This is a genomic window from Bradyrhizobium sp. 35, from assembly GCF_023073215.1.
Classification (GTDB): Bacteria; Pseudomonadota; Alphaproteobacteria; order Rhizobiales; family Xanthobacteraceae; genus Bradyrhizobium; species Bradyrhizobium canariense_D.
Map to the genome: position 1 here is coordinate 154,833 of NZ_JADPJC010000053.1, position 26,159 is coordinate 180,991.

A 26,159-nucleotide genomic window follows, 5' to 3' on the forward strand; every position below is an offset into this window, starting at 1 on the left:
GCAATCCAGTCTGCATCCGAGGAGAAAGTCTGGATTGCTTCGCTACGCTCGCAATGACGGGCGCTGATATTTCTTACGCCCCGATCGCGATTTTCGGCTCGGCGTCCGCGTTGGCGGCCATCTCGCGCAGCGCGCGCCGGTATTCGACCGGCATCACCTTGCGGAATTTTGGCAGCCAGTCCTTCCAGTTGGCCAGGATGTCGGCGGCGCGCCTGGAGCCTGTCGCCTTCGCATGGCGCGTGATCAGGACGTGCAGCCGCTCGACGTCGGAGGCGAGCAGGTCCTTGAACACGTCGACCCGGCCGTGCGCTTCGAGGTCACCGGAGTGGTGATAGGTGCCGGCGTTGATCAGCTCTTCCGACAGCACCGGCTCGAGCTCGACCATCGCCATGTTGCACAGCCTGTCGAAGTCGCCGGTCTCGTCCAGCACATAGGCGATGCCGCCGGACATGCCGGCCGCGAAGTTGCGTCCGGTCTTGCCGAGCACGACCACGATGCCGCCGGTCATGTATTCGCAGCAATGGTCGCCGGCGCCCTCGACCACCGCCACGGCGCCGGAATTGCGCACGGCAAAACGCTCGCCGGCGATGCCTCGGAAGTAGCACTCGCCTTGAATGGCGCCGTACATCACGGTGTTGCCGACGATGATGCTCTCTTCCGGCACGATGCCGCTGTTGGCCGGCGGCTTGACGATGATCTTGCCGCCCGAGAGGCCCTTGCCGACATAGTCGTTGGCTTCGCCTTCGAGCTCGAAGGTGACGCCTTGCGCCAGCCAGGCGCCGAAGGCCTGGCCGGCGGTGCCCTTGAGGCTGACATGGATGGTCTCATGCGGCAGGCCGGCATGGCCGTAGATCTTGGCGACCGCACCCGACAGCATCGCGCCCGCGGAGCGGTTGGTGCTGTTGATCTTGGCCTCGATCTTCACCGGCGCACCGCGGTCGAGCGCAGGCGTCGCCTGCTCGATCAGCGTGCGGTCGAGCACCGCTTCCAGATGATGGTTCTGGCGCTCGGAGTGATAGATCTTCTGGCCCTTCTCTTCCTTCTGCTTGACGAAGAGCTTGGAGAAATCGAGCCCCTTGGCCTTCCAGTGCGCGACCAGCTTGGTCTGGTCGAGCAGCTGCACCTGGCCGATCATCTCGTTGAAGCTGCGGAAGCCGAGCGAGGCCATGATCTCGCGGACCTCCTCGGCGACGAAGAAGAAGTAGTTGATCACATGCTCGGGCTGGCCGGTGAAGCGCTTGCGCAGGACGGGGTCCTGGGTCGCGACGCCGACCGGGCAGGTGTTGAGATGGCACTTGCGCATCATGATGCAGCCGGCCGCGATCAGGGGCGCGGTGGCGAAGCCGAACTCGTCGGCGCCGAGCAGCGCGCCGATCACGACGTCGCGGCCGGTGCGGAAACCGCCGTCGACCTGGACCACGATGCGGCTGCGCAGCCGCTCGCGCACCAGCGTCTGGTGGGTTTCGGCGAGGCCGATCTCCCACGGCGAGCCGGCGTGCTTGATCGAGGTCAGCGGCGAAGCGCCGGTGCCGCCCTCGAAGCCCGCGATGGTGACATGGTCGGCGCGCGCCTTGGCGACGCCCGCGGCTACGGTTCCGACGCCGATCTCCGAGACGAGCTTGACCGAGACCGCGCCGTCCGGGTTGACGTTCTTGAGGTCGTAGATGAGCTGCGCCAGATCCTCGATCGAGTAGATGTCGTGGTGCGGTGGCGGCGAGATCAGGCCGACGCCCGGCGTCGAATGCCGGACCTTTGCGATGGTGGCATCGACCTTGTGGCCGGGCAACTGGCCGCCTTCGCCGGGTTTTGCACCCTGCGCCATCTTGATCTGCATCATGTCGGAGTTGACGAGATACTCCGTGGTGACGCCGAAGCGGCCCGAGGCGACCTGCTTGATTGCCGAGCGCATGCTGTCACCGTTCGGCATCGGCTTGAAGCGGTCGGCTTCCTCGCCGCCTTCGCCGGTGTTCGACTTGCCGCCGATCCGGTTCATGGCGATCGCGAGCGTGGTGTGCGCCTCGCGCGAGATCGAGCCGAAGCTCATCGCGCCGGTGGCGAAACGCTTGACGATGTCCTTGGCCGGCTCGACCTGGTCGAGCGGTACCGGCTTGCGCTTCTCTTCGTCCGCATTCTTGATCCGGAACAGGCCGCGCAGCGTCAGGAGACGCTCCGACTGCTCGTTGAGGATCTTCGCGAAGGCGCGGTAGCGTTCCAGCGAATTGCCGCGCGCGGCGTGCTGGAGCAGCCCCACCGACTCGGCGGTCCATGCATGGTCCTCGCCGCGGCTGCGATAGGCATATTCGCCGCCGACATCGAGCGAGGTCTTGTACACGAGCGCGTCGCCGAACGCGTCGGCATGACGGCGCACCGCCTCTTCGGCGATCTCGCCAAGACCGACGCCCTCGACGCGGGTGTGCGTGCCCGCGAAGAATTTTCCGACGAATTCCGCCTTCAGGCCAATGGCGTCAAAGATCTGCGCGCCGCAATAGGACTGGTAGGTCGAGATGCCCATCTTGGACATCACCTTGAGCAGGCCCTTGCCGATCGACTTGATGTAGCGCTTGACGATCTCGTAGTCGTCGAGCGAGCCGGGCAGGCGGTCCTTCATCGCGATGATGGTCTCGAACGCCAGATACGGATTGATCGCTTCCGCGCCGTAGCCGGCGAGACAGGCGAAGTGATGCACTTCGCGCGGCTCGCCGGATTCGACGACGAGGCCGACCGAAGTGCGCAATCCGGTGCGGATCAGATGATGATGCACGGCGGCGCAGGCCAGCAGCGACGGGATCGGAACCCGGTCGGTGCCGACCATGCGGTCGGACAGGATGATGATGTTGACGCCCTCGCGCACCGCGCTCTCGGCGCGCGCGCAGAGCTCGTCCAGCACCTGGTCCATGCCGGCCGCGCCGAGGCCGGCGTGGAAGGTGGTGTCCAGCGTGCGCGACTTGAAGTGCGACTCGGCGACCTCGGAGATTGAGCGGATCTTTTCGAGGTCCGCGTCGGTCAGGATCGGCTGGCGCGCTTCGAGGCGCTTGGTAGTGGCTAGGCCTTGCAGGTCGAACAGGTTCGGCCGCGGTCCGATGATGGAGACGAGGCTCATCACCAGCTCCTCGCGGATCGGATCGATCGGCGGATTGGTGACCTGCGCAAAGTTCTGCTTGAAGTAGGTGAACAGCGGCTTGGCCTTGGCCGACAGCGCCGAGATCGGCGTGTCGTTGCCCATCGAGCCTGCGGCTTCCTCGCCGGTGGAGGCCATCGGCGTCATCAGGATGGTGATGTCTTCCTGGCTGTAGCCGAACGCCTGCTGGCGATCGAGCAGCGACAGGTTGGAGCGCACGCCGGTGGTCGGCACCTTCGGCAGCTCTTCCAGCACGATCTGGGTCCGCTCCAGCCACTCCGTGTAGGGATGGCTCCTTGCGAGCTCGGCCTTGATCTCGTCGTCGGGGATGAGGCGGCCCTGCTCGAGGTCGACCAGCAGCATCTTGCCGGGCTGCAAGCGCCACTTGGTGATGATCTGGTCCTCGGGAATCGTCAGCACGCCCATCTCGGACGCCATCACGATGCGGTCGTCCTTGGTGACGAGATAGCGCGCCGGCCGAAGGCCGTTGCGGTCCAGCGTGGCACCGATCTGGCGGCCGTCGGTGAAGGCGATCGCGGCGGGGCCGTCCCACGGCTCCATCAGGGCTGCATGATATTCGTAGAAGGCGCGGCGCTTCTCATCCATCAAGGGATTGCCGGCCCACGCCTCCGGAATCATCATCATGACGGCGTGCGGCAGCGAGTAGCCGCCCTGCACCAGGAATTCGAGTGCGTTGTCGAAGCAGGCGGTGTCCGACTGGCCTTCGTAGGAGATCGGCCAGAGCCGGTTGATGTCCTTGCCGTACAGCTCGGAGCTCACCGAGGCCTGGCGCGCCGCCATCCAGTTGACGTTGCCGCGCAGCGTGTTGATCTCGCCATTATGCGCGATCATGCGGTAGGGATGCGCCAGCGACCACGCCGGGAAGGTGTTGGTCGAGAAACGCTGGTGCACGAGCGCCAGCGCGCTCTCGAAATCCTTCTCGTGCAAATCGGGATAGTACTTGCCGAGCTGGTCGGCGAGGAACATGCCCTTGTAGATCACGGTGCGGCAGGACATCGAGCACGGATAGTAGCCGGCGAGGCCGCGGTCGCGGCGCTGATAGATCGCTTGCGAGATCGACTTGCGCAGGATGTAAAGCCGGCGCTCGAAATCGTCCTCGGTCTTGGCGGTGCCGTTGCGGCCAATGAACACCTGCATGCAGGCGGGCTCGGTCGGCTTTACGGTGACGCCGAGCGAGGAATTGTCGGTTGGCACGTCGCGCCAGCCGAGCAGCGTCAGGCCCTCTTCCTTGATCTGGTCGGCGATGATGCTCTTGATGACGTTGCGCCAGGCAGTGTCGCGCGGCATGAACAACGCGCCGATGGCGTATTCGCCCGGATTGGGCAGCACGAAGCCGAGCTCCTTCGCCTTGCGGCTGAAGAAAGCATGCGGGATCTGCACCAGAATGCCGGCGCCGTCACCGGCGCGCGGGTCGGCGCCGACGGCGCCGCGGTGCTCGAGGTTACAGAGGATGCTGAGCGCGTCCGCGACGATCTCGTGCGACTTCTGGCCCTTGATGTTGGCGATGAAGCCGACGCCGCAGGAATCTTTTTCCAGGCTCGGATCGTACAGGCCTACGGCCGGCGGCCGTGAATTGTGTTCCTGAATCGGATCGGTCGTTTTCGAGGCGACCGTCGCCGACAGTTGTTCTGCCACGATGTTTCCGCGCTCGACTTGCGACCCGTTCATGTTCTCGTCCTCTCCATGCGGCAAGCTGCCTCACCGCCATCTTCGGCGCACCTTGGGCGTCCCGCGGCACCCGCTTCTGGGTCACCGCTCGTCCGCTCGCGAGCCGCATTTTCTTAAATTCAGGCCAAGGCGTTCTTCGTCCCCGAGAACGGCTTTGCCTGTTGCCTTCTTGGCGCTCGAAAGCACCGACTTTCGTTGCAATCCCTATGCCGGAACCGCAAGCAAAATTGAGACAGTCTTCCTGTCCTAACCATCACCTTGCCAAATTTTTGTCTATCACACAAGCGCGCGCAAGTCCCGATTCCCCATATGTCAATCAATCGCTTTCCAAAAGTTGCGCGGCCCCGGTTTTGAAGCAAACGCGCCCTGATCCGGCCCTGCCGACGCCGGAATCCCCAATGAAGCTTCGGATCAACCCTTTGGAAGACCCGCCACGCCGCAAGAAGCAAAAGAGCGCGATCCATCCGGGGGCCTGACAGGAGCGTCTCGACCATGAAGTTTTTCACAGGATGTGTGGCCGCCGCCACGCTGGCGCTGGCCGCGACCGCGGCTCAAGCGCAGGTTCCAGCGCGAGGGGCGATGATCGCGGTCTCGGATTTCGACGCCCCCTATGCGCCGTCGGAGGCCGCGCCGCCGCCGCGCTACGGCTATGGCTACGAAGAACGCGGGCCGGCCCCGGTGCTGCTGCCATCGACCGAGGTCTACGCGGTGCTGCGCGAGAACGGCTTCTCTCCACTGGGCATCCCGCGCCTGCGCGGCGGCGTCTACACCATCGCGGTGATTGACCGCCGGGGGGAGGACGGCCGGCTCGTGATCGATGCCCGCGACGGAAGGATTTTGCGCCTCATGCCGGCTGCCGACGCCTACGGCATGGCACCCGGCTACGAGCAGCCTGCGGTTGCACCTTACCGCCCGCAAAGCGCGCTGCCGCCGCCGACCATGGTCCGCAGTGGTCCGCCCCGCCCTCCGGCCCCGATCCCGCATGTCGCCAGCCGTTCCGTGCCGCTGCCCAAGGCGGCTCCGCCGCGCGAGGCCCCGGGCGTCCCCGCCAAGCCGGCCGAGCCTGCGACGCCGCAGGCCCAGGTGCCGCAGGCACAACCTGTGACGCAGACCGCGGCCGCCGTGCCGTCCAAGCCCGCTGAGGTCGCACCGCAAGCCGCCGCGCCAACCGTAGGTCAGGTCAAGCCTGCCGCGACTATCCTGCCTACGCAGGAGATGCCGGCGGCACAGGGGCTGGACTAAGCGCGGGCGTTTGAGGCGATGGCCCGCATCACCCCAACGGTGTCGTCCTGGCGAAGGCCAGGACCCATACCGCGAGGTGCATCATATGAGTGACGCGGGAGTACCGAACTCCGAATCTTCGCCAAACTCCTCCCTGTGGTTATGGGTCCTGGCCTTCGCCAGGACGAGGTTGGGGAGAGAGTTAGCGCAAACAGAAGGCGTCTCAGCACTCAGGCGCCTTCTGAACCATGACGAGCGCGGCTCAGCTCCGGCCATACCCCGCCGCTTCCAGGATCAAATTCGCCACCTCCTTCGGATGCGACACCAGCGACAGATGGCCGGCGTCGAGCTCGATCGTGGTTGCGTTCATGCGCTTGGCGAGGAAGCGTTCGAGATCGGGATTGATGGTGTAGTCGTTCTTCGACACCGCGTACCAGCTCGGCTTGGAATGCCATGCCGCCTCCGTGGTGCGACCGGCGAAGATCGAGGCGGCCGTCGGCCATTGCACGGCGTAGAGCTCCTTGGCCTGCTCCGGCTTAACGCCATTGGCGAAGTACTTCAGGAAGGCGTCTTCTGACAGCTTGGTGTAGCCGTCGCGCTCGACGACGCCGGCGCGTGCCGGTCCCGCCGGAAACTGCTTCGACAGCGCGACAAAATCCTCGTTGGCATCGGGCGCACGGGCGGCGACATAGACGAGGCCGGTGACCTTCGGGTCGGTGCCGACCTGGCTGATCACGGTGCCGCCCCAGGAATGCGCGACCAGCACGGTCGGACCATCCTGTTCGGCCAGCACGCGCTTGGTCGCCTCGACGGAATCCGCAAGCGACGACAACGGATTTTGCACGGCAGTTACGTTGAGCCCTGCGGCCTGGAGGATCGGGATCACTTCCGACCAGCTTGAGCCGTCGGCCCAGGCGCCGTGCACCAGCACAACGTTCTTGGCCTTTACGGTCTGCGGCGTCTGCGCGTGAGCGAGGCTGAGAGGGGCCGCCAGCAGGCTCGCGGCGACGAAAAGGCTGCGCCAGAAAGTCATGATTGTTCTCCGTCTTGTTTTTGGGTTCGATATCCAAAAGACGATGCGCGGGGCGGCGGTGTTACGCCATTTCACCGCTCTGTGATGCGGCGCAACAGTCCAGCACGGCCGTTCAGCAATCGGTGACGTCCCGGCGACGACCGAGACCATCCTCTCTGGTAAGGTATGGCAGATCCGTCGTTCGGTATTTCTTCCGTGCACGATTGATCGATCTCGCGGCAGGATTCCCCGGCTCTCGCCGGGACGAGGAGAGCCCAACAAAAAAACGCCCCGGGGCACCGGGGCGTTTTCGCAACCTGGAAGCGGCCGACGTGATTTACGCGGCTACCGAGTTCTCGATCACCTGTGCGCCTTGCGCACCGGTGTTGATCGCGATGTGGCGGGGCTTCTTCGCTTCGGGAATCTCACGGACGAGGTCGACGTGAAGCAGCCCGTTCTCGAGCGAGGCGTTCTTCACCTGCACGAAGTCGGCAAGCTGGAAGGCGCGCTCGAAGGCACGCGCGGCGATGCCACGGTACAGCACTTCGGCCTTCGAGTTCTCGTTGGCGACTTTCTCGCCCTTAATCGTCAACGTGTTTTCCTTCGCGACGATGGAGAGCTCATCCTTGGCAAAGCCCGAAACCGCAACGGTGATGCGGTAGTCGTTCTCACCGGTACGCTCGATATTGTAGGGGGGATAACCGGGGCTGCCGTCCGAACCGGCCTGGTCGAGCAGGTTGAAGAGACGGTCGAAGCCGACGGTGGAACGGTAGAAGGGGGTCAGGTCGTAGGTACGCATGGTCAAGTCCTCCATTGAGCGACTGTTGAGTAACCCGCCCGCCAATCGGGCCGGGCTTTCGTCTGTGTGCAGCCTGATGTTCCGGTTCCGAAACACTGGTAGCGGCCTGCACCAAGGTGATATGGGTTCAGGGGAACGGCGTTCAAGAGGGCGGATACTCAGCCTTTTCGGCGCTCCCGCCCCTGATTTGCAGCTCTTCGTGCCCAAGCCCTCCCCATCATGACGCTGGTCTCGATACCGTCCAATCCCGTTCCCGAAGACGTCGTCAGCGGCACCATCAAGACCCCTGATGGCGTCGAGCTGCGCTTTGCGCGCTGGGCACCGCCGGCGAACCGCAAGGGCACGGTCTGCGTCTTCACCGGACGCAGCGAGCAGATCGAGAAGTATTTCGAGACCGTGCGCGACCTGCGCGACCGCGGTTTTGCGGTGGCGATGATCGACTGGCGCGGGCAGGGCCACTCCTCGCGCCGCCTGCGCGATCCGCGCAAGGGCTATGTCCGCGACTTCGCTGATTTCGAGATCGACGTCGAGACCTTCGTGCAGCAGGTGGTGCTGCCGGATTGCCCGCCGCCCTTCTTCGCGCTCGCCCACTCCATGGGCGGCACCGTGATGCTGCGGGTGGCGCATGCGGGCAAGCGCTGGTTCGACCGCATGGTGCTGTCTGCGCCGATGATCGACCTCCCCGGCCGCGCCACCTCGTTTCCGGCGCGGGCTCTGCTGAAGACGATGCGCGTGCTGGGGATGGGCGGCCGTTATGTCCCCGGCGGCAGCGACCAGATCACCGGGCTCAATCCCTTCATCAACAATCCGCTGACCAGCGACCCCGTGCGCTATGCGCGCAATGCCGCAATCCTGGAGGAGGATCCGACCCTCGGGCTCGCGTCACCGACGGTCGCCTGGGCCGATACCGCCTTCCGCGCGATGAACACCTTCAAGGGCAAAAACTACCCGTCCGAGATCCGTCAGCCGATCCTGATGCTGGCGGCCTCCAGCGACACCGTGGTCTCGATCGCGGCGATCGAGGAGTTCGCCTATCATTTGCGCGCAGGCTCCCATCTCGTGATCGCCGGTGCCAAGCACGAGATTCTCCAGGAGCAGGACCGCTACCGTTCCCAATTCTGGGCAGCCTTCGACGCCTTCGTGCCAGGCACGCCGCTGTTCAAGTGAGGGGAGGCGATGCTGCCCTGCGACCACACGCCGGCATGCCGGGACAAGCCCGGCCATGACGAGGAAGTAGCATCACCCACTACAGCGTCTTCAGATACTCGATCAGATCGTAGCGCTCGTTGTCGTCCTTGAACACGCGGCCGATGACACCGGGACGTTTTTCCTCGCCCGGCTTGCGCTCGAAGGAATGGCCGAGCACGCTGTTGCCCTGGATCGGATCCTTGTCCGACCCGGCCGAGAACTCGGTTTCACCCGTCTTGCACTTCTCGTTGGCGGTGACCGCAAAGCCGACGGTCACGGGATCATAGTCGCGGCGGCCCATGCAGAATTTTTGCGGGCGCTCGCTTGCAGGCTTCAGCAACCAGTAGAGAGAGGGCACCGAACCGTTGTGCAGATAGGGTGCCGTGGCCCAGACGCCGTTCAGCGGCCGTGCCCGATAGCGTGCTCCCCCCACCGGATTGAGGCAGTTCTTGCGCGCGAGATTCCACAATTTCGACCGCTCGGCGTCCGGAGTCTTCTCGTCGTCCATCCATTTGCGGGCGACGAGATCCACCACCGTCATCAACCCGAGCGCATAAACCATCTCGGTCGGCGAGCTTGCGGTCGAGACGTCGCATTGCCACCATTTCTGGAGGTCGGCCGTATTCACCTTCAGGAAGCCGGGCAGATCGACGATCCTGTTGCTGAGCACGAGCGACTGTTCGGGATCCGTCTTGATCTCGTCGAGGGGGATCGTCACCGCGTTCAGCACCTTGCTGTCGCCGCTCGGCTCCCAATGTCCCGACGACCAGAAAGCCGGGGTGTCGATCGCCGGCAGATGGCATCCGGAGCACATCTCGGCGTAGATCTTGCGGCCATTGTCGACCTTCTTTTGATCGAGCCTCCAATTGTCGCCAAGGATCTGCGAGGGCCATTTCGGCGCCAGCAGGCCGCCGAACTTCGGGCCGGTGGAGGGATCTGCCGTCTTGAACGGGTCTGGCCCCCTGAGCATGTCCTCGATCCAGCCGAGCGTGTTGATATGAACCGAGGAGCGCCACAGCCTGTCCTCCGGGTAGGCGTCGGACAGGTTGAGCAGCGCCGTCACGCCGAGGGCTTCGCCGGCGTTGCGGATCAGCGGCTGCTCGATCGAGGCGTCGTACTGGGCGAACTTGAACCAGGGCACGGTCCAGATCGGGGGATAGCTGACCGGCGCGTCCTGGGCGTGCAGGTTCTTCTCGAATCCCTTGATCCCGCTCAGCGCGAGATCCTGCGAAAAAACTTGATTGCCGATGCGATTGAGAGCGTCGAGGCGACCGAACCCTTCCTCGGTGTCCTGCTGCTGCCTGCCGTTCCAGGTCTTCTTGCCTTCAATCGTCTTTTGCTGGGTTTGCGCCCAGTCGATCAGGAAGTTGCCGATCGCGCTGAGCTTCTGCTTGAGCGCGGCGCGGTCAGCCTTGCTGGCATCGGGGCCGAGCACGCGATCGGCGAAGCGCTGGAAGCGGAACGGCACGTAAAGCGTGTAGGCGATCGACAGGCCGGTGGAGACCTCGAGCTTCTTCAGGTCGGTCATGGCCGGGCCGCCGTCGAAACGCACGTCCACGCCCTGGTAGTGGATCTGGCCGGTATGGCAGGCCGCGCAGGTCAGCCCGATCTTGTCCTCTTCGCGACGGCCGGTCGCGGGATCGACGACACCGGTCATCCGTGCGAAGCCGACCGGCAGGCCGTCGACGTTCTCCGCCGGCGTCCACCTGGTCGACCAGTCCGGCACCTGTGTCGTCTCGTAGACATTGGCATAGCCGAAGCGGCGCAGTGACGTCGCGTCAGTCTGGATCGACTGCGGGCTCGGGATGAACCCGAAGCGCTCGAGATAGGTGCCGTCCGTCATCATGCCCGGCGCCGAGAACAGATGCAGGCGCGGCTGCTCCAGGGCCATGAACCATTCATAGGGCACCGGGAAGGTCGCTGTGCCCTGGCTGGCATGGTGAAACCAGTGCCTGTCCTTCAGCGACCAATTCTGTTCGAGCCAAAAGGCCGCCTTCGTCTCCGGGACCGTGGGCAAGGGTGGCGGCAGGAGATTCACGAGAATTCCCTTTTGCGGCAGCATGGCGCGCACCTGGTCGGGAAATTCGGCGACCGCAACGAGCAAGGCGAGACCGAGGGCGAGCAGCAGGGCCGCAACCTTGAGGGCGCCCCGCACCACACGCTGGCAGGTGGACAGCACCGGCTGCGATACCAGCCGCTGGTTGATGCGAGCAGGGAATTGCCGCTCGTTGAACAGAGTGCGCACGTCGGCCACGCTGAGATAGCGGTCCTCACCCGCGCCCTTGCCCATGATCTTCAGGAGGATCGGCCACTCGAACTTCATCAGCAGGGGGTAGTACCAGCGCGCGGCGCTGCCGGCGCGCTTGAGGTTGTCGCGCATGAAGACGCCGATTTCCGAGGCGTTGAGACCGGGCTCAGAGCCGCCGCCGTTCGGATCCCGGTAGTCCCGGCCGAAGCTCGCAAACCGCGCAAGCTCGTCCTCATCGACCTTGCCGTCGACGCCGAGGACGCGCGAGCCGGCACCGCGCTTGTCGAGAGGGCCGCCACGCAACGCGTCGAGCTGTGCGCCCGAAAATATGCTCTTCAGGATGTGACCGAGCCCGTTGGCGATAAGCGCAACGCCGCGGACCTGGATGCGGGCCGAGACCTTCTTCAGCCCGGTCTCGCCGCTCGCATTCGCGATCGTTTGCGACAGCGTGCCGAGCGGAACGGTTCTGCCGTCAACAAACCCCTCGCCGACGAGGCCGCGGAGGAATGGACAGGGATTGTTCGGGGAGACCTGGATCGAAGGGTCTAAGGAGGGCTTCGGAGCGGAGTCATGCATGGCCCAAATCCTGAAAACGGCGAATCGTGAAATACAGACGCGGCGATAGAGCGCGGAAAGTCCTGACAAACCGACAACACGTTATACTACTTCAGCGTGTAGCCGAGTGTGGCTGAATTCACTGTCGTGTCAATAAAGGCGGAGGGGACATTGCCGCGTGGCCGCGGCTGGCTCTCAGGATTCGGCGACGCGTTTGACGTCGCTCGAAACCAGGGTCAGTTTGCCGAGCGGCACGCCCGCATTCAAGAGTCCGGCGCGGTAATGGGCGAGGTCCTCGGGCCGCTTCCAGTGGAAATTGCGCAAATGGCGGTCGACATTGAGAGTCGGGTAGTTAGCCATGAGCACGCGGGTCGCCTCGACCGCCTCGTCGCCGCGTCCCAATTGCGCCAGCGCCGCGGCGCGGATTGCCAGCGCCTGCAAATGGTTCGGGTTGATGTAGAGCTGTTCTCGAGCCCATGACAGAGTCGCGTCATATTGGCCCAGCAGATAATGGCTGAAGGCGTTCAGTGCGGCCCATTGGTAGCGCGGATCGCTGTTGTCGCGCTGTGCGGCCATCGAGAACAGCTCGATCGCCTCGCGGTGCTCGCCGATGACGAAATGGCAGATGCCGAGCACGCCGCGCGCGCCGTTGTCGTAGGGGTTGAGCGCGACGGCGCGCTTGGCGGCGTCCATCGCGGCCTCGTAATGCCCCTCCAGCGCGTGGGTCCAGGACAGGATCGAGAACGCAAATGACGAGCGCGGATCGAGCCGAACGCTGGTTTCGGCAAGCTTCATCGCCTCGGCCCACATCTCGCGCGTGCCCTTGACCCAGCCGAACTGGATGCTCTGGATCTGAATCGTGGCGAGATAGGCGTGCGCAATCGACAGCTTGGGCTCGAGCCTGATGGCCTCCCGGAACAGGTCGACGGCGATGGCCAGGTCTTCCTTGGTTTGCCGATAATAGTGCGACAGTCCTTTGAGGAAGCGGTCCCAGGCGGTGACGTCGGTCGAGAGCCGCGCCGGCGCCGAGGCTTCGGCCCGGACGATCTCGGTGGCGATGGCGGCGGACAGGTTGGTGGTGATCTCGTCCTGCATCGCGAAGAGATCGCCGATGTCGCGGTCGTAGCGGCCAGTCCAGAGCTGCTCGCCGGTCTCCGGCGCGATCAGCTCTGCGGTCACGCGGATCTTGGCTCCGGCACGCCGCACCGAACCCTGGATCAGATAGGTGGCGTCGATCTCCCGCGCGATCAGGCGGGTGCTGGCGTTGTTGCCCTTGAACACGAACGTCGAGTTGCGGCTCAGCACGCGATAGAAGGATTGCAGCGACAGCGCGTGGATCAGATCCTCGGTCAGGCCGTCGGAGAAATACTCGTCCTGTGCGTCGCTGAGATTGGCGAAAGGGAGCACGCCGACGATCGCGGTGCGATACTGCTGCGAGAGGGCGGATGCCTCCCTCAGCGCGGGCGCAAGCGCCGGTGCACCTTCAGGCGTCCAGGTCCAGACCCCGATCGGATCCTTGATGTTCTTGAAGCGGTGGTTGCCGGCATCGACCAGCGGCACGGTGAGATGCTTGCTGGCCTCCTTGTAGGCCTTGGCCGAGATGGCGAAGCCGCCGGGGCTCGCCACGGCTTCGAGGCGGACGGCAATGTTGACATCGTCACCGAAGACCTCGTCCTCGTCGGCGATGACGTCACCCATATGGATCCCGAGGCGGAACTGCATGGCGCGATCGGCGGGCAGATGGTGATTGCGCTCCGCCATCAGGGTCTGCATCGCGATCGCGGCCTCGGTGGCGCCGACGATCGAGGGGAATTCCAGCAGGAAGCCGTCGCCGGTGGTTTTGACGACGCGGCCGCCGTGATTGAGGATGATGGGATGGATCGCGCTGCGATGGGCCTTGAAGGCGGCATGGGTGCCGGCCTCATCGGTGCCCATCATGCGCGAATAGCCGGCGACATCGGCGCAGACAATGGCAGCCAGACGTCTTTCCATATTCCGGAGCTCCAAGAGACTTGCAAGAGACTTGGAAGAGATCGAGGACCGGCCACGGCGTGGCAGTCGCCTCGAATCCCGCATTCAAAGAACCCGTTCCTTATAGAGCAGATGAGGCCGAGCGAAAGTATGATCCGCATTGCAAATTCGAGGTAAATCCTCGGCAATCCGGCAGTGGACGGGGACGAGCGAACGCACTAAGCCGACCTCTTGGGCTACGGTTGGGCGGCGGAGGCACGTCACACATGCTGGGCATTCACGAAATCTGGCTCTTCGTCCTGTCGGGCGTGCTGCTCAACATCACGCCGGGGCCTGATACGGTCTATGTGATCGGCCGCAGCATGCAGCTGGGCTGGCGAGGTGGCGCCGCGGCCGCGCTGGGCATCAGTTGCGGCTGCTTTTTCCATGTCGCGGGCGCGGCAATCGGCCTTTCGGCCCTGCTGATGGCCTCATCGACCGCGTTCTCGATCCTGAAGCTGGTCGGAGCGGCCTATCTCGTCGTGACCGGGCTTCAGATGCTGTGGTCGCGCCCGGTGCTGGCCTCGGCCATCGACGAGCCTGTGCAGAGCTCGCTGCGGCGGGTTTTCCTCCAGGGCGTCTTCACCAACGCGCTCAATCCCAAGGTCGCGCTGTTCTTCCTTGCCTTCCTGCCGCAATTCGTCGCAGCGGACTCGGCGCACAAGCCGCTCGCCTTCCTGATGCTGGGCCTGATCTTCATCTGCACGGGAACGCTGTGGTGCCTGGTGCTGGCGGCGTTCGCGGCAAGGGCCGCCCACCGCTTGCGGAGCTCCGAAGGCGCGGTCGCCTGGGTCAACCGTACCCTCGGCGGCCTCTTCATCTATCTCGGCATCCGCGTCGCCATGCTGGAGACGCGGTAACGTCCTTTACGCGAATTCCTTCAGCAGCGCGCTGCCGGCGAGATAGAGGCCGAGCAGGATCATCGCGATCAGGAACCAGCGGCGAAACGCTTCCGCCGGCATCCGCGCCCGCACCGTTTGGCCGATATACATGCCGGCAAACGCGCAGGCCATGCCCACGGCGCCCGGCACCGCGTTGGCCGGCGTCAGCAATCCCCCCGCGGTGAGATTGAAGGCGAGCGCCAGTGTCGCTGTCGTGAAAAACACGCCGAGCGCCTGCACCAGCTCGTCCTTCTCCATGCCGATCGCCTGCATGAACGGCATCGAGGGGATCACCTGCACGCCGGTCGAGGCCGAGATCACGCCGGTGACCACGCCGACCACGCCGCCGACCCATTTCTCGTTCTTTGGCGCAACATGAAACTGGAATTTGTTCAGCCCGATGATCGCGTAGATGACCAGGAGCACGCCGAGCACGATCGTGCCGTAGCGCGCATGCGGGCCGGTGAGCGCGCCGGCATTGAGCCAGCACCCGATCACGGTGCCGATCATCAGCGGCCACAGCCGCCTCAGGATATCGCGCAAATGGGGGCCGACGAAGGTCTGCCAGATGTTGGTGACGATGGCGGGGACGATCACGATGGCGATCGCGCGGCTCGGCGCCATGCTCACCGCGAGCAGGCCCATGGAGACAGTCGGCAGGCCGAGCCCGACCACGCCCTTGACGAATCCGGCGATCAGGAAAACGGCGGCGATGAGAATGAGGAGCGGGTCGATCATATCTGCACATTGACCGATGCAGCGCGCCGGCACAATCTGTAGCTTACGGAGAAAGCCTTCGTTTGGAACGAAGGCTGAAGGGACCCCCGATGCGCTTCGACCTCGTCGACCTCCAGCTGTTCATCGCGGTCGCCGACCAGCGCAGCATCACCCGCGGCGCGGAGCGGTCGCATCTGGCGCTGGCCTCAGCCAGCGCGCGCATCAAGGGGCTGGAGGATGCGCTCGGCGTCGCGCTGCTCAAGCGCGGGCGCCGCGGCGTTGAGTTGACCTCGGCCGGCGAGAGCCTGCTCGATCACGCCCGTCTCGTCATTCACCAGATCGACGCCATGCGCGGCGATCTCGCCGGCTTTGCCAGCGGCGTGCGCGCCAGCGTGCACTTCCTCGCCAATACCTCGGGGCTTTCGGAGCATCTGCCGAAGGCGCTCGCCGGCTTCCTGCGCGAGCATCGCGACGTTGCCATCGACATCGAGGAGCGCGAGAGCACCGACATCGCGGCCGCGATCACTGCGGGCGCGGCCGATCTCGGCTTCGCCGCCGAGCACGCGCTGCCCGATCATATCGAGCGATTCGCCTTCAGCGAGGATCGCCTGACGCTGGTGACGTCTAGGCGCGGCCCGTTCGCCGGCCGCCGCGCGATCGATTTCCAGGAGGCGGGCGCTTGCGACTTCGTCGGGCTGACCAGCGCCACCGCGCTTCAGGTGCATATTTCGAAGCACGCCGCCCGGCTCGGCATGCGGCCGCATTACCGCGCACGCTTGCGCGACTTCGATGCGATCTGCCAGATGGTCGCCGCCGATGTCGGCGTCGCGCTGGTGCCCGAAGCCGCGGCCCGCCGCTGCGCAAAACTGATGCCGCTCGCCATGGTCCGCCTGCTCGATAGCTGGGCCAACCGCAAACTCGTGATCTGCGCGCGAAGCTTCAAGACACTACCGCGCCCGGCGAAGATGCTGGTGGAGCATTTGCGGTCTGCGGCGGTGTGAGTTCTGGGATTTCCCCTCCCTTTAGAAGAGGTTAAGACGCAGCTACTTCGCCGTCTCCACGCCAGCGTCCTTGATCACCTTCGCCCATTTCTTCGTCTCGTCCGCGATGAATGTGCGAAAATGCTCCGGCTCATCGCCGACCAGCGTCGCGCCCTGGGCAGCGAGCTTTTCCTTCACCGCCGGATCCGCCATCGCCTTCGTGGCCAGATCATGTAGCGCGGTGACGATCTCCTTCGGCGTGCCCTTCGGCGCGACCATGCCGTACCAGTTCTCGATGCGCAGATCCGCAAAGCCCGCTTCCGCGGTGGTCGGCACGTCAGGCGCCGTCGGCGAACGCTCGGCGGAGCCGACCGCGATCGGTCGCAGGGCGCCCGCCTTGACCTGCGGCAGCAGCACGGGGAGGTCCAGGAACGTCATCTGCACCTGCTGGCCCAGCAGATCGTTCACGGCGGGCGCCGCGCCGCGATAGGGCACGTGCACGATGTCGATCTTGGCCGTCAGCTTGAACAATTCACCGGCGAGATGCGGCAGGCTGCCGGGTCCGGAGGAGGCGAAGTTGAGTTTTCCCGGCTGCGCCTTGGCGAGCGCGATCAATTCCGCGATGTCCTTTGCGGGGACGTTGGTGGCGACCACCAACATTTCCGGCACGGTTGCGACCAACGTCACGGGCGTGAGGTCGTTGAGCGTATCGTAGGCGACCCTTTCCATGCTCGGGCTGATCGCCAGCGCGCCGGCGCTGGAGATCGCGATGGTGTAGCCGTCAGGTGCAGCCTTGGAGACGGCATCGGTGCCGAGCACGCCACCCTGGCCGCCGCGATTGTCGATCAGCACCGGCTGCCCTGACAGTTCCGACATGCGCTGGCCGATCACCCGCGCGATGATATCGTTGGGGCCGCCGGCCGGAAACGGCACGATCAGCTTGATCGGCTTGGCCGGGAAATTCTGGGCGGAGGCGAGCGTCGGAAAAAGAAGCAAGGCCGCGAGAAGGAGCGTACGCCGGTTGGTCATGCAGGCTCCTAGATCGCCTAGCCGTTGAGCAGTTTCAGTGCTTCTTCGTGAACCCTGGCGTCGCCGGCCGCGACGATGCGGCCGCCGCCCTGGGCCGGCTTGCCTTCCCAGGTGGTGACGACGCCGCCGGCACCGGTCACGATCGGGATCAGGGCTGCGATGTCGTAAGGCTTCAGCTCGGTCTCGACCACGAGATCGACGTGACCTGCCGCCAGCATGCAATAGGAGTAGCAGTCGCCGCCATAGCGCGACAGCCGCGCGCCCGTTTCGATGCGGCCGAAGATGGCGCGGTCGCGCTCGCTCATCAGCAGCGGGCTGGTGGTGTAGGTCGTCGCCTCCGACAGCAAGGCGCAGCGCCGGACCTGGAGCCGGCGCTCGCCGGACGGGCCTTTATAATGAGCCGAGCCGCTGTCGCCGGAAAAGCGTTCGCCGATGAAGGGCTGGTGCATCATGCCGTAGACCGGCGTGCCCTTGTGCAGGAGCGCGATCAGCGTGCCCCAGATCGGAAAGCCGCCGATGAAGGATTTGGTGCCGTCGATGGGGTCGAGCACCCAGACATAATCCGAATCCTCGCGCTCGTTGCCGAATTCCTCGCCGACGATGCCGTGCTGGGGAAAGTTGGCCTTGATCAGACGCCGCATCACCGCCTCCGCGGCGCGATCGGCCTCGGTCACGGGGTCGAAATCCTTGGTCTTGCTCTTGTCCTCGATCGACAGCGAGGTGCGGAAGAACGGTAGGATGGTTTCGCCGGAGGCGGTGGCGAGCCGTCCGATGAAGGCGGAGAAATCGATCACCGTCACGGCGTATCCTCAAAAAAGCGAAAGTCGGGTGAAGCTCACTCCTGCCTAGCTCAAATCGGAAGAATCGTGCAGCGCTGTCTTGCTTTTGCACCCTGGTATTTTGGATGCCGGATGCGTCCCTCCTTCAAAGAACTTGGCTGGCCAAAAATCGATCATTGAGTTGAAACCTTAGTTCCGGATCTGCCTCGTTCGTATGCAAATGACTATCAACCCATTGAATTTCCTTATCAAAGGAACTGAATCTGGGTTTCTCTAGAAGCAACCGAGCTATGTCCTCATTGCATGGGAAACCGGTCGAAAGCCCTTGCACTTTGTGCGTCGCGGCCGCATATTGTTGCGGTGCGGTAGCGCTTCTCGCGTTACTGCTGCCCTCCTTGGGCGTTTCCTCCCTAGACTTGGGCCGCTTCTTCATTAGAAGCGGCCCTTTTTTCTTTCAGCCTCTGCTTTCTCTCGGCATCGGCTTTCATTTCGATGCTCGCCGCGAAACGCATTCGCGCTGATCGCACCCAACACAATTGTTCGAAGAAAACGTCGCGCCTATTCAGCCGCGGCCTGGAACGGGCCGAGATCGCCGAACGGGACCGTGGTCGCCAGCACGTCTGCGAGCACGCCGAAGTCCGACGCCACTTGTGCAAAGCGCGGACTGCGCTCGCGCCGCCGCTCGTCCATGTAGATTGCGCGGTTGAGCTCGAGCTGCACGGCATGCAGGCCACTGGCCGGGTTACCGTAATGCTCGGTGATGAAGCCGCCGGCGTAGGGCTTGTTGCGGCCGATCGAATAGCCGAGGCCGGCCATGGTCTCCTCGACCCGGTCGGGCAATAGCGGCGTGCAGCTCGTGCCGTAGCGGTCGCCGATGACGATGTCGGGCCGGCGCGGCTCGTCGCGGGAGACGCCGACCGAGGGCATCGAATGGCAGTCGACCAGCACGACGGTGCCGAACATCTGGTGCACCTTGTTGATCAGCCGGCGCAGCGCGCGATGATACGGCTTGTACAGCGTCTCGATCCGCCCCAGCGCGTCGTCGACCAGGATGCGCTCGCGATAGATCTCCTGGCCGTCGCCGACCACGCGCGGAATGGTGCCAAGTCCGCCGGCAACCCGCATCGAGCGGGTGTTGGCAAAGCTCGGCAGGCGCCCGGTGAACATCCGGGGATCGAGCTCATAGGGCTCGCGGTTGACGTCGACATAGGAGCGCGGAAAGTTGACCCGCACGGTCGGAAAGCCGCGCTCGCTGAGATGGCCGATCAGCTCGTCCATGAAGGAATCTTCGGAACGCCGCAGCGTCGGCAGGTCGATCCTGGAGGCGCTGAGGAATTCGTCCGGATAGGTCGAGCCGGAATGGGGCGAGTTGAAGATAACCGGCGCGCGCCATTGCGCGGGCTCAACGATCTCGAAGGCTGGCGACTTGTCGCCGTCAAACCGGGTCATCTTCTCAGGCTTCGTCCCTTGGTGTCAGGCTTCGCCCTTGGCAATCAGGCTCCGCCTCTCGGTATCAGGCTTCGCCCTTGGCGCATTGATTCGGCCGATCGGGCGGCTCTTATGTGTCGTCATTGTCCGGAATCGCAACCATCCTGCCAAGCGAAAAGATGAGATCTGCGCTGGAACATGTCTTAACCCTGCGGGCAGCGAGGTGGGGACCGGCAGGTACGGCTCGATTGCTTCGTGCCGTATTCCGGTTCACAAGAGTCCGGCAGCGCGAGCTGCGGAGGGTAAAGATTTTCACCCCAAATTTACCCTCCGTCGGGCTTAGTGACCTCCGCTGATATCCTCTGGGGATTCGACATTTCCGCCATGCCAAAGATCCTGCTCGCCGAAGACGACAACGACATGCGCCGTTTCCTGGTCAAGGCGCTGGAAAACGCCGGTTTTCAGGTCTCGTCCCACGATAACGGCATGGCCGCCTATCAGCGGCTACGGGAAGAGCCGTTCGAGATGCTGCTCACCGACATCGTGATGCCGGAGATGGACGGCATCGAGCTCGCCCGCCGGGCCTCGGAACTCGACCCCGACATCAAGATCATGTTCATCACGGGCTTCGCCGCGGTCGCCCTGAACTCCGATTCGGATGCCCCCAAGAACGCCAAGGTGCTGTCCAAGCCCGTGCATTTGCGCGAATTGGTCAGCGAAGTGAACAAGATGCTGGCGGCCTAAATCGGCCCCCTTCCGTCCTTGCACCGGCTCCCGTGAGCCGTTATAGGGACCCGACCCGATCTAGAGACATCTAGGGCGCGTAGCTCAGCGGGAGAGCACTACCTTGACATGGTAGGGGTCACAGGTTCGATCCCTGTCGCGCCCACCATCCTTCGCTCGCGATAGCCGAGTGAAGGATGCCACGCCGAAGCCCAACGGGCGCAGGCGGGCTGCCGCCGCGAGGTTCGGCTCGGCAAGCCACCAATCTCATTTCGGCGAAGCGTGTCCGGTGTAGCTCGAAGAGCGTAGACGGACTGGAGCGGCAGCCTCCTTCGCCGACACACCGCCGCTAAATCCCCTATTTCAGTTCCGTGTTTGCGACCGGAAGGATGGAGGCGACGTGCCAGCCGTCCGCATCCTGAACGTAGGTCTGGCTGATCAGAAACGTATTTTGTTGTGGCGGCTTGCCCGGAAGGCCGCGCGTAAAGACGATCGGCACGAGGATCTGCATGATCTCGTTCGAGATCACGGCGACGCGGAATTTCGACATGTCGGGTTCGAGGTGCCAGGTGCCCTCGTAATAGGTCTTGAACCGCGCGGCGACCTCATCGCGACCGCGCGTCTCGATGTTTCTGGCAAACAACAGCGTTCCGGCTGAATTCAGGAGCATGGCCTTCATGGCGTCCGCATCATGCGCATTCTGCGCCGCGATGAATTTCTCGAAGATGGTTCGTGCTTCGGCATCATTTGCGGCAGCCTGCGCGCCTCCGGCCGGCCAGAACGTTGCGGCGAGAAACAGCGCTGCGGCAAACGCCGCAACTTGAGGGCGCCGTGAAAACACTCGTGGCGTGAAATTGCCTGAAGGCATTTTAGGTCGGATCATGGTCACCTCTGGTCATTTGCCGGCGGAATTTGAATGGTGAGCGTCATACCATTGTGGCCAGGTCGATGTTTTCAGGATTGCACGATCGGCGATGACCCCGACATCACGGAAACGTAGGCTTCCGGATGCCACGGGACCAGGCAAGCAAACCCTCGCCGCGAGCAGCGAGTTGAGTTATCGTCTTGTGGTGTGAAGTAACCCGGATGAAGGTTGCCCATGAGCGTGTCCGTCATCGAGCAGGCAAAGATCCAGGCGCAGGTGCTGGTGCCCCTGGTTAAGGCGTTGCAGGCCGAACTCGGCGAGGCGCGCGCCAATGCATTGGTGCGCAAGGCGCTTGGCGACCTCTATCGCGGCTTCGGCGAGGAATTCTGGAAGGCAAAGAACAGCACGAACAACGAAGCCGATCTCGGCAAGGCCGTCGCGTCGGCGTTCAAGACCTATGCCCGAGACGACGCGCTCGCCTATGACATCATCGAGCAGACCCAGGACGCCTTTGCGTTCGACGTGACGCGATGCGCCTATGCCGAGTTCTACAAGGCGCTGGGCGAGCCGGAGCTCGGTTTCCTGCTGGTCTGCACCGCCGACTTCGCGACCGCTGATGGATTTGGCGCCGACGTCAGGCTCACGCGCACGCAAACCATCATGCAAGGCGCGTCCCATTGCGATTTCCGCTACTGGCGCGACGAGCGCGGATCAAAATGAAGGGAATGCGGGTGATGCGGGCGAGCTATGTTGCCCTGATGGTGCTGGCGCTGATGTCGTCGCGCGCCGCTGCTGCGGTCATCGACTGGCAGGCCGAACTGCAGCGCTGCCGCGCATTGCGCGAAAGCGTGGCGCCGCTGCTTCAGGCCGGCGAGGGCATCTCGGCCGTCGGCCGCTCCAACAGATCCATCCGCCGCTGCATCTGGATCCAGCGCATCGCGGTGCGCAGGAAGATTCCCGGCGCGGAGGTTTGGTAGCGTAGCTGGTCATGCAGCGCTGCTGTCTCACACTCCGTCATCGCGAGCGCAACGAAGCAATCCAGACTGTTTCCGCGGAGGGGTTCTGGATTGCTTGGCCGCGCTCGCAATGACGATGTGGAAGCAGCAACGTGTTCAGCTCATCGCCTTCACGATGGAGATTCCGATACCGAGCTCCTCGTGGAACTTACGCACCAGCGCGGCCTGCCAGCTCTCGCCGAACTCGATCTCGCCGCCGATCGCGACGACGCGATGTGCGAATGAAGGCGCCATGTGGTCATGGGGGATCGTTATCGTGCACCACCTCGGTGCAATGCGCAGCTTGATCCGCGACTCCCCGCCTGCCATTGTCCGCCCACCACGCCAGCGAGAAATGAAGGCAGGTTATCGATATGAGCAGCGTGAACAAACCAGGTGGCAACTACTTGCCGGTGATCATCCATGGTGGAATTGCGTATGTCAGTGGTCAGCTGCCGCGTCGCGGCGAAGCCCTGCTGTGCTCCGGTAAAGTCGGCGCAGGTGTCGATGTCGCCGCCGCACAGGGGGCGGCGGCCCTCTGCGCAGATCTCTGCATTTCGGCCATCAATCACGCAACAGGTGGAGAGGACAAGATCGTCCAGGTCTTGCAGCTCGTTGGATACATCGCCTCGGCCCCTGGATTCACTCAGCAATCGCAAGTCATGAACGGCGCTTCCGACCGGTTGATCGAGCGCCTAGGCGATCGCGGTCGTCACACGCGTACATCTGTCGGCGTCGCCGAGTTGCCGCGGGGTGCACCGGTCGAGCTGAGTATGATTGCCGCTGTTCAGTCGTAGGAAGGCATGCCGTTCGCTGATCGTCAGCTTCGACGTTCGCACTTCGATACGTCGCGACGACACGCGGTCTATTCGACCAGATACTTCTTCACCGCAGCCTCGTCCCACGCGATCCCGTTGCCGGGCTCCTCGTTCGGCAGGGCAAAGCCGTCCTTGATGATCAGCCGCGTTGAAAGCACTGCGTCGGCCCAGTCGACATATTCGAGCCAATGCGCGGTCGGCGTCACGCACAAAAGATGCGCGCTGACTTCCGAGAACAGATGCGTCGACATCTCGATCCCGGCGGCATGCGCCAGCGCGGCGGCGCGCAGCCAGCCGGTGACGCCGCCGATGCGCTGCACGTCGGGCATCACGTAGTCGCAGGCTTCGGCTGAGAGCGCGGTCTGCATCGCGAAGGCGCTGTCGAAATTCTCGCCGATCTGGACCGGCGTGCGCAGCGCATCCGCGATGCGGGCGTTACCCTCATAATCGTCGTGACGGATCGGCTCCTCGATCCAGGTCAGGCCCTCATCGTCGAGCATCTCGCCACGGCGGATCGCCTCGGTGGCCGTCAGCGCCTGGTTATAGTCGCACATCAAGGTCACGTCGTCGCCGACGGCCTTGCGCACCGCGCGCACCACCTTCAGGTCTTCCCGTGCATCGGGACGGCCGACGCGGATCTTTGCGGCCTGAAAGCCCTCGGCCAGCAGCTTGTGGGCTTCCTCCACCGCGGCACCCGCCGGCATGATGCCGAGCCCCTTCGAATTGTAGGCCCTGACCGGTCTTGGCGCGCCGCCGAGCAGCCGCGCTAGCGGCAGGCCGCGTGCGCGCGCCAGTGCGTCCCATGCCGCCATGTCGATGCCGGATTGTGCCAGCCGCTGCAGGCCGGCGAGCCCCAGCAGGGTGAAGCGCTGGGTCAGCTTGCGCTCGATCTCGAACGGTAGCAGCTCGTCGCCCGCAAGCAGCTCCGACATTTCCGCGACCATCGCCGTCAGCGGCTTCAAGGCCGATGGCGTGATCGAGAACAGATAGGCGTGCCCCTGGACGCCCTGGTCGGTCTCGCAGTCGATCAGCACCAGCGGTGCCTTTGCGACAGCCCCGGTCGAGGTCTGGAGCGGGAGGTTCATCGGCACGATGACGGAGCGCGCATTGAAGCGCTTGATGCGGATGGTCTCGGCCATTTGGTGGATCTCCTGGCGGAGTGAATGCAGATAAATGCCGATCTTAAACATTCGCCATGAAACGAAAAGCCGCTTGGCGCGACCACCATAAAATGGGGTTGCGCGGGAGCGCGTTTATTGGCTCTGTTCCGCAAATCGCCCCGAGTTCGAGACAGGAACGCAATCACGGAGCCAAAGAGTGAAGCAAGAGATCTCCGCAGAACAGCGCAAGAGCGGCATCCTGACCGGTGCCGCGATCGCCTTCCTGCTGCTCGCCTTGCCGCTCGCGGTGTGGCTGGACCTGACCGAACTCAGCAAGACCGCGCTGCGCCGGCAGGCGATCGACCTGAATTCGGTGATCACGAGCGTGCGCAGCTACTACGCGACCAACGTGGTCGGGCGCATCATCGCCAATCCGAACGGTACGACCAGGGTGATTCACAACTACGAATCCATCCCCGGCGCGATCCCGATCCCGGCGACATTGTCGCTGGAGCTAGGGCGGGTGATCGGGGCGCAGCAGGAAAACATCACCTACCGTTTCGTCTCGGACTTCCCGTTCCAGAACCGCGCCCCGCACCAGCTCGACAAGTTCGAGAAGGACGCGCTCGAATCGCTTCGCAACGATCCCGAGCAGAAGATCGTCGACACCGAGACCTCGCTGTTCAACGACAAGGTCCGGCTGATTGCTCCGGTGACGATGGGCCCGGCCTGCGTCAGCTGCCACAACAGCCACCCCGAGAGCCCGAAGAAGGACTGGAAGGTTGGTGACGTCAGAGGCATCCAGGAGGTGATCATCGCCCAGCCGATCGCCGCCAACATCTTCTCGTTCAAGTTCCTGCTGGCCTATTTCCTGATCGCCGCCGGCAGCGGCCTGTCGTTTCTCTCGCTGCAGCGCCGCCAGGCGAGCCGTATCAAGGGCATGAACAAGGAGCTCGAATCCGCCAACGACTTCCTGGCTTCGCTGTCGATGAAGATCTCGCGCTACATCCCGCCGCAGGTCTACAAGAGCATCTTCTCCGGCCAGAAGGACGTCACCATCCACACCGAGCGCAAGAAGCTCACCATCTTCTTCTCCGACATCCAGAATTTCACCGCGACGGCGGAGCGGCTCCAGCCGGAGTTGCTGACCCAGCTCCTCAACGAATATTTCACCGAGATGTCGGCGGTCGCCCACGAATTTGGCGGCACCATCGACAAGTTCATCGGCGATGCCATGCTGATCTTCTTCGGCGACCCCGAGACCAAAGGCGACCGCGCCGACGCGCAGGCCTGCCTTCAGATGGCCTGGCGCATGCAGCACCGGCTCACCGAGCTCAATGCGAAATGGCGCGCCTCCGGCATCGAGCTGCCGTTCAAGGCCCGCATGGGCGTCAATTCCGGCTATTGCAATGTCGGCAATTTCGGCAGCAGCGATCGCATGGACTACACCATCATCGGTGCGGAGGCGAACCTCGCCGCGCGCCTGCAATCGATCGCCGAGCCCGGCGGCATCGTGCTGAGCTACGAGACCTTCGCGCTGGTCAGCGACATCGTCCGCGCCCACGCGCTGCCCGCGATCACGATGAAGGGCATCAGCCGCGAAATCATTCCCTATTCGGTCGACGCGCTGAACGACGCGGCCGCCGAAAGGAGCGGGATCATCACCGAGCGAGCGCCGGGGCTGGAGCTCTATCTCGACCCCGCCGTGGTCAAATCCGGCGACGCGGCGCGGGTGCGCTCGCTGCTGGAGAATGCGCTGGCCTCGCTGAACCCGGCGTGAGGAGCACGCGCGTTGCCGTCTCCCATCGAGAGAGTGTGCCGTGTGGCACCCCCTCCCTAGCCCTCCCCCACAAGGAGGGAGGGAAACACATCTTTAACGTGGCGACGTTGTCCAACTTCGCGGAAAGTCGATCATGGTGCGACGCTGCTCCGTTCTCCGCTCGGCTCCCTCCCCCCCCTTGTGGGAGAGGGCGGGGGAGAGGGGTAGCCCAGCAATAGGTGGGC

General features: G+C 64.0%; 21 protein-coding genes and 1 tRNA gene. 10 read left to right on the forward strand and 12 right to left on the reverse strand.

Going from position 1 to position 26,159, the window contains the following annotated elements; all coding sequences use genetic code 11:
• Nucleotides 1–73: 73 nt before the first annotated feature.
• Nucleotides 74–4,807, reverse strand: coding sequence for a glutamate synthase large subunit (gltB, locus tag IVB36_RS11075; protein ID WP_026232514.1), 4,734 nt, complete (start codon nucleotides 4,805–4,807; stop codon nucleotides 74–76).
• Between the two features lie 492 nt (nucleotides 4,808–5,299).
• On the opposite strand from gltB, the gene IVB36_RS11080 reads away from it, so the two are divergent.
• On the forward strand, nucleotides 5,300–6,049 hold the full coding sequence (locus IVB36_RS11080) for a hypothetical protein (protein ID WP_247391487.1): 750 nt from the start codon (nucleotides 5,300–5,302) through the stop codon (nucleotides 6,047–6,049).
• 241 nt (nucleotides 6,050–6,290) lie between these two features.
• Here the strand turns inward: IVB36_RS11080 and IVB36_RS11085 are convergent, their stop codons facing one another.
• Nucleotides 6,291–7,061, reverse strand: a complete 771-nt coding sequence (locus tag IVB36_RS11085) for an alpha/beta hydrolase (protein ID WP_018453337.1) — start codon at nucleotides 7,059–7,061, stop codon at nucleotides 6,291–6,293.
• Nucleotides 7,062–7,377: 316 nt separating this feature from the next.
• Entirely contained in the window at nucleotides 7,378–7,839 is a 462-nt protein-coding gene (locus tag IVB36_RS11090) for an Hsp20 family protein (protein WP_026232515.1), read from the reverse strand.
• 219 nt (nucleotides 7,840–8,058) lie between these two features.
• On the opposite strand from IVB36_RS11090, the gene IVB36_RS11095 reads away from it, so the two are divergent.
• On the forward strand, nucleotides 8,059–9,006 hold the full coding sequence (locus tag IVB36_RS11095) for an alpha/beta hydrolase (RefSeq protein WP_018453339.1): 948 nt from the start codon (nucleotides 8,059–8,061) through the stop codon (nucleotides 9,004–9,006).
• A gap of 79 nt (nucleotides 9,007–9,085) precedes the next feature.
• On the opposite strand, the gene IVB36_RS11100 is transcribed toward IVB36_RS11095, so the two are convergent.
• Both IVB36_RS11100 and IVB36_RS11105 read right to left on the reverse strand, forming a co-directional pair.
• Nucleotides 9,086–11,851 carry a di-heme-cytochrome C peroxidase gene (locus IVB36_RS11100; RefSeq protein ID WP_085350689.1) on the reverse strand — a complete coding sequence of 922 codons (2,766 nt, stop codon included), beginning with the start codon at nucleotides 11,849–11,851 and terminating at the stop codon, nucleotides 9,086–9,088.
• A 174-nt stretch (nucleotides 11,852–12,025) separates the two neighbouring features.
• On the reverse strand, nucleotides 12,026–13,822 hold the full coding sequence (locus IVB36_RS11105; RefSeq protein ID WP_247391489.1) for a tetratricopeptide repeat protein: 1,797 nt from the start codon (nucleotides 13,820–13,822) through the stop codon (nucleotides 12,026–12,028).
• A 245-nt stretch (nucleotides 13,823–14,067) separates the two neighbouring features.
• Here IVB36_RS11105 and IVB36_RS11110 point away from each other — a divergent pair, with 245 nt between their 5' ends.
• Nucleotides 14,068–14,700: a LysE family translocator gene (locus IVB36_RS11110; protein WP_018453342.1), complete on the forward strand. Its 633-nt coding sequence runs from the start codon at nucleotides 14,068–14,070 to the stop codon at nucleotides 14,698–14,700.
• Nucleotides 14,701–14,706: 6 nt separating this feature from the next.
• On the opposite strand, the gene IVB36_RS11115 is transcribed toward IVB36_RS11110, so the two are convergent.
• Nucleotides 14,707–15,459 carry a sulfite exporter TauE/SafE family protein gene (locus IVB36_RS11115; RefSeq protein ID WP_018453343.1) on the reverse strand — a complete coding sequence of 251 codons (753 nt, stop codon included), beginning with the start codon at nucleotides 15,457–15,459 and terminating at the stop codon, nucleotides 14,707–14,709.
• A gap of 89 nt (nucleotides 15,460–15,548) precedes the next feature.
• Between IVB36_RS11115 and IVB36_RS11120 the strand changes: the two genes are divergently transcribed.
• On the forward strand, nucleotides 15,549–16,439 hold the full coding sequence (locus tag IVB36_RS11120; RefSeq protein WP_247391491.1) for a LysR substrate-binding domain-containing protein: 891 nt from the start codon (nucleotides 15,549–15,551) through the stop codon (nucleotides 16,437–16,439).
• Nucleotides 16,440–16,481: 42 nt separating this feature from the next.
• Here IVB36_RS11120 and IVB36_RS11125 read toward each other — a convergent pair whose 3' ends face one another.
• The 3 genes from IVB36_RS11125 to IVB36_RS11135 form a co-directional block, all read right to left on the reverse strand.
• Nucleotides 16,482–17,447, reverse strand: coding sequence for a tripartite tricarboxylate transporter substrate binding protein (locus tag IVB36_RS11125; protein ID WP_018453345.1), 966 nt, complete (start codon nucleotides 17,445–17,447; stop codon nucleotides 16,482–16,484).
• Nucleotides 17,448–17,464: 17 nt separating this feature from the next.
• Entirely contained in the window at nucleotides 17,465–18,247 is a 783-nt protein-coding gene (gene hisN, locus IVB36_RS11130) for a histidinol-phosphatase (RefSeq protein ID WP_018453346.1), read from the reverse strand.
• Between the two features lie 537 nt (nucleotides 18,248–18,784).
• On the reverse strand, nucleotides 18,785–19,675 hold the full coding sequence (locus IVB36_RS11135) for an N-formylglutamate amidohydrolase (RefSeq protein WP_018453348.1): 891 nt from the start codon (nucleotides 19,673–19,675) through the stop codon (nucleotides 18,785–18,787).
• A 363-nt stretch (nucleotides 19,676–20,038) separates the two neighbouring features.
• On the opposite strand from IVB36_RS11135, the gene IVB36_RS11140 reads away from it, so the two are divergent.
• Both IVB36_RS11140 and IVB36_RS11145 read left to right on the forward strand, forming a co-directional pair.
• On the forward strand, nucleotides 20,039–20,398 hold the full coding sequence (locus tag IVB36_RS11140) for a response regulator (RefSeq protein WP_007597092.1): 360 nt from the start codon (nucleotides 20,039–20,041) through the stop codon (nucleotides 20,396–20,398).
• Nucleotides 20,399–20,471: 73 nt separating this feature from the next.
• A tRNA-Val gene (locus IVB36_RS11145) sits at nucleotides 20,472–20,546 on the forward strand.
• A 189-nt stretch (nucleotides 20,547–20,735) separates the two neighbouring features.
• Here the strand turns inward: IVB36_RS11145 and IVB36_RS11150 are convergent.
• The gene (locus IVB36_RS11150) at nucleotides 20,736–21,260 is read right to left on the reverse strand and encodes a nuclear transport factor 2 family protein (protein WP_026232516.1); all 525 of its coding nucleotides are present in this window, start codon (nucleotides 21,258–21,260) and stop codon (nucleotides 20,736–20,738) included.
• Between the two features lie 216 nt (nucleotides 21,261–21,476).
• Here IVB36_RS11150 and IVB36_RS11155 point away from each other — a divergent pair, with 216 nt between their 5' ends.
• Together IVB36_RS11155 and IVB36_RS11160 are read left to right on the forward strand one after the other, a co-directional pair.
• A complete protein-coding gene (locus IVB36_RS11155) occupies nucleotides 21,477–21,962 on the forward strand; it encodes an L-2-amino-thiazoline-4-carboxylic acid hydrolase (RefSeq protein WP_018453351.1) in 486 nt (161 codons plus the stop codon).
• On the forward strand, nucleotides 21,959–22,219 hold the full coding sequence (locus IVB36_RS11160; protein WP_018453352.1) for a hypothetical protein: 261 nt from the start codon (nucleotides 21,959–21,961) through the stop codon (nucleotides 22,217–22,219). The genes IVB36_RS11155 and IVB36_RS11160 overlap by 4 nt, the downstream gene beginning before the upstream one ends.
• A gap of 135 nt (nucleotides 22,220–22,354) precedes the next feature.
• Here the strand turns inward: IVB36_RS11160 and IVB36_RS11165 are convergent, their stop codons facing one another.
• Entirely contained in the window at nucleotides 22,355–22,492 is a 138-nt protein-coding gene (locus tag IVB36_RS11165; protein ID WP_018453353.1) for an NUDIX domain-containing protein, read from the reverse strand.
• Nucleotides 22,493–22,611: 119 nt separating this feature from the next.
• On the opposite strand from IVB36_RS11165, the gene IVB36_RS11170 reads away from it, so the two are divergent.
• Nucleotides 22,612–23,034, forward strand: a complete 423-nt coding sequence (locus IVB36_RS11170) for a RidA family protein (protein WP_018453354.1) — start codon at nucleotides 22,612–22,614, stop codon at nucleotides 23,032–23,034.
• Between the two features lie 68 nt (nucleotides 23,035–23,102).
• On the opposite strand, the gene IVB36_RS11175 is transcribed toward IVB36_RS11170, so the two are convergent.
• Nucleotides 23,103–24,194, reverse strand: a complete 1,092-nt coding sequence (locus tag IVB36_RS11175; protein ID WP_026232518.1) for an enolase C-terminal domain-like protein — start codon at nucleotides 24,192–24,194, stop codon at nucleotides 23,103–23,105.
• A gap of 178 nt (nucleotides 24,195–24,372) precedes the next feature.
• Between IVB36_RS11175 and IVB36_RS11180 the strand changes: the two genes are divergently transcribed.
• Nucleotides 24,373–25,935, forward strand: a complete 1,563-nt coding sequence (locus IVB36_RS11180; protein WP_247391493.1) for an adenylate/guanylate cyclase domain-containing protein — start codon at nucleotides 24,373–24,375, stop codon at nucleotides 25,933–25,935.
• Nucleotides 25,936–26,159: the final 224 nt, after the last annotated feature.

Excerpts from the sequence above, each read along its gene's own strand:
- gltB (WP_026232514.1), bottom strand. The coding sequence starts at position 4,807 with ATGAACGGGTCGCAAGTCGAGCGCGGAAACATCGTGGCAGAACAACTG.
- IVB36_RS11080 (WP_247391487.1), top strand. The coding sequence starts at position 5,300 with ATGAAGTTTTTCACAGGATGTGTGGCCGCCGCCACGCTGGCGCTGGCC.
- IVB36_RS11085 (WP_018453337.1), bottom strand. The coding sequence starts at position 7,061 with ATGACTTTCTGGCGCAGCCTTTTCGTCGCCGCGAGCCTGCTGGCGGCC.
- IVB36_RS11090 (WP_026232515.1), bottom strand. The coding sequence starts at position 7,839 with ATGCGTACCTACGACCTGACCCCCTTCTACCGTTCCACCGTCGGCTTC.
- IVB36_RS11095 (WP_018453339.1), top strand. The coding sequence starts at position 8,059 with ATGACGCTGGTCTCGATACCGTCCAATCCCGTTCCCGAAGACGTCGTC.
- IVB36_RS11100 (WP_085350689.1), bottom strand. The coding sequence starts at position 11,851 with ATGCATGACTCCGCTCCGAAGCCCTCCTTAGACCCTTCGATCCAGGTC.
- IVB36_RS11105 (WP_247391489.1), bottom strand. The coding sequence starts at position 13,822 with ATGGAAAGACGTCTGGCTGCCATTGTCTGCGCCGATGTCGCCGGCTAT.
- IVB36_RS11110 (WP_018453342.1), top strand. The coding sequence starts at position 14,068 with ATGCTGGGCATTCACGAAATCTGGCTCTTCGTCCTGTCGGGCGTGCTG.
- IVB36_RS11115 (WP_018453343.1), bottom strand. The coding sequence starts at position 15,459 with ATGATCGACCCGCTCCTCATTCTCATCGCCGCCGTTTTCCTGATCGCC.
- IVB36_RS11120 (WP_247391491.1), top strand. The coding sequence starts at position 15,549 with ATGCGCTTCGACCTCGTCGACCTCCAGCTGTTCATCGCGGTCGCCGAC.
- IVB36_RS11125 (WP_018453345.1), bottom strand. The coding sequence starts at position 17,447 with ATGACCAACCGGCGTACGCTCCTTCTCGCGGCCTTGCTTCTTTTTCCG.
- IVB36_RS11135 (WP_018453348.1), bottom strand. The coding sequence starts at position 19,675 with ATGACCCGGTTTGACGGCGACAAGTCGCCAGCCTTCGAGATCGTTGAG.
- IVB36_RS11140 (WP_007597092.1), top strand. The coding sequence starts at position 20,039 with ATGCCAAAGATCCTGCTCGCCGAAGACGACAACGACATGCGCCGTTTC.
- IVB36_RS11150 (WP_026232516.1), bottom strand. The coding sequence starts at position 21,260 with ATGATCCGACCTAAAATGCCTTCAGGCAATTTCACGCCACGAGTGTTT.
- IVB36_RS11155 (WP_018453351.1), top strand. The coding sequence starts at position 21,477 with ATGAGCGTGTCCGTCATCGAGCAGGCAAAGATCCAGGCGCAGGTGCTG.
- IVB36_RS11160 (WP_018453352.1), top strand. The coding sequence starts at position 21,959 with ATGAAGGGAATGCGGGTGATGCGGGCGAGCTATGTTGCCCTGATGGTG.
- IVB36_RS11165 (WP_018453353.1), bottom strand. The coding sequence starts at position 22,492 with ATGGCGCCTTCATTCGCACATCGCGTCGTCGCGATCGGCGGCGAGATC.
- IVB36_RS11170 (WP_018453354.1), top strand. The coding sequence starts at position 22,612 with ATGAGCAGCGTGAACAAACCAGGTGGCAACTACTTGCCGGTGATCATC.
- IVB36_RS11175 (WP_026232518.1), bottom strand. The coding sequence starts at position 24,194 with ATGGCCGAGACCATCCGCATCAAGCGCTTCAATGCGCGCTCCGTCATC.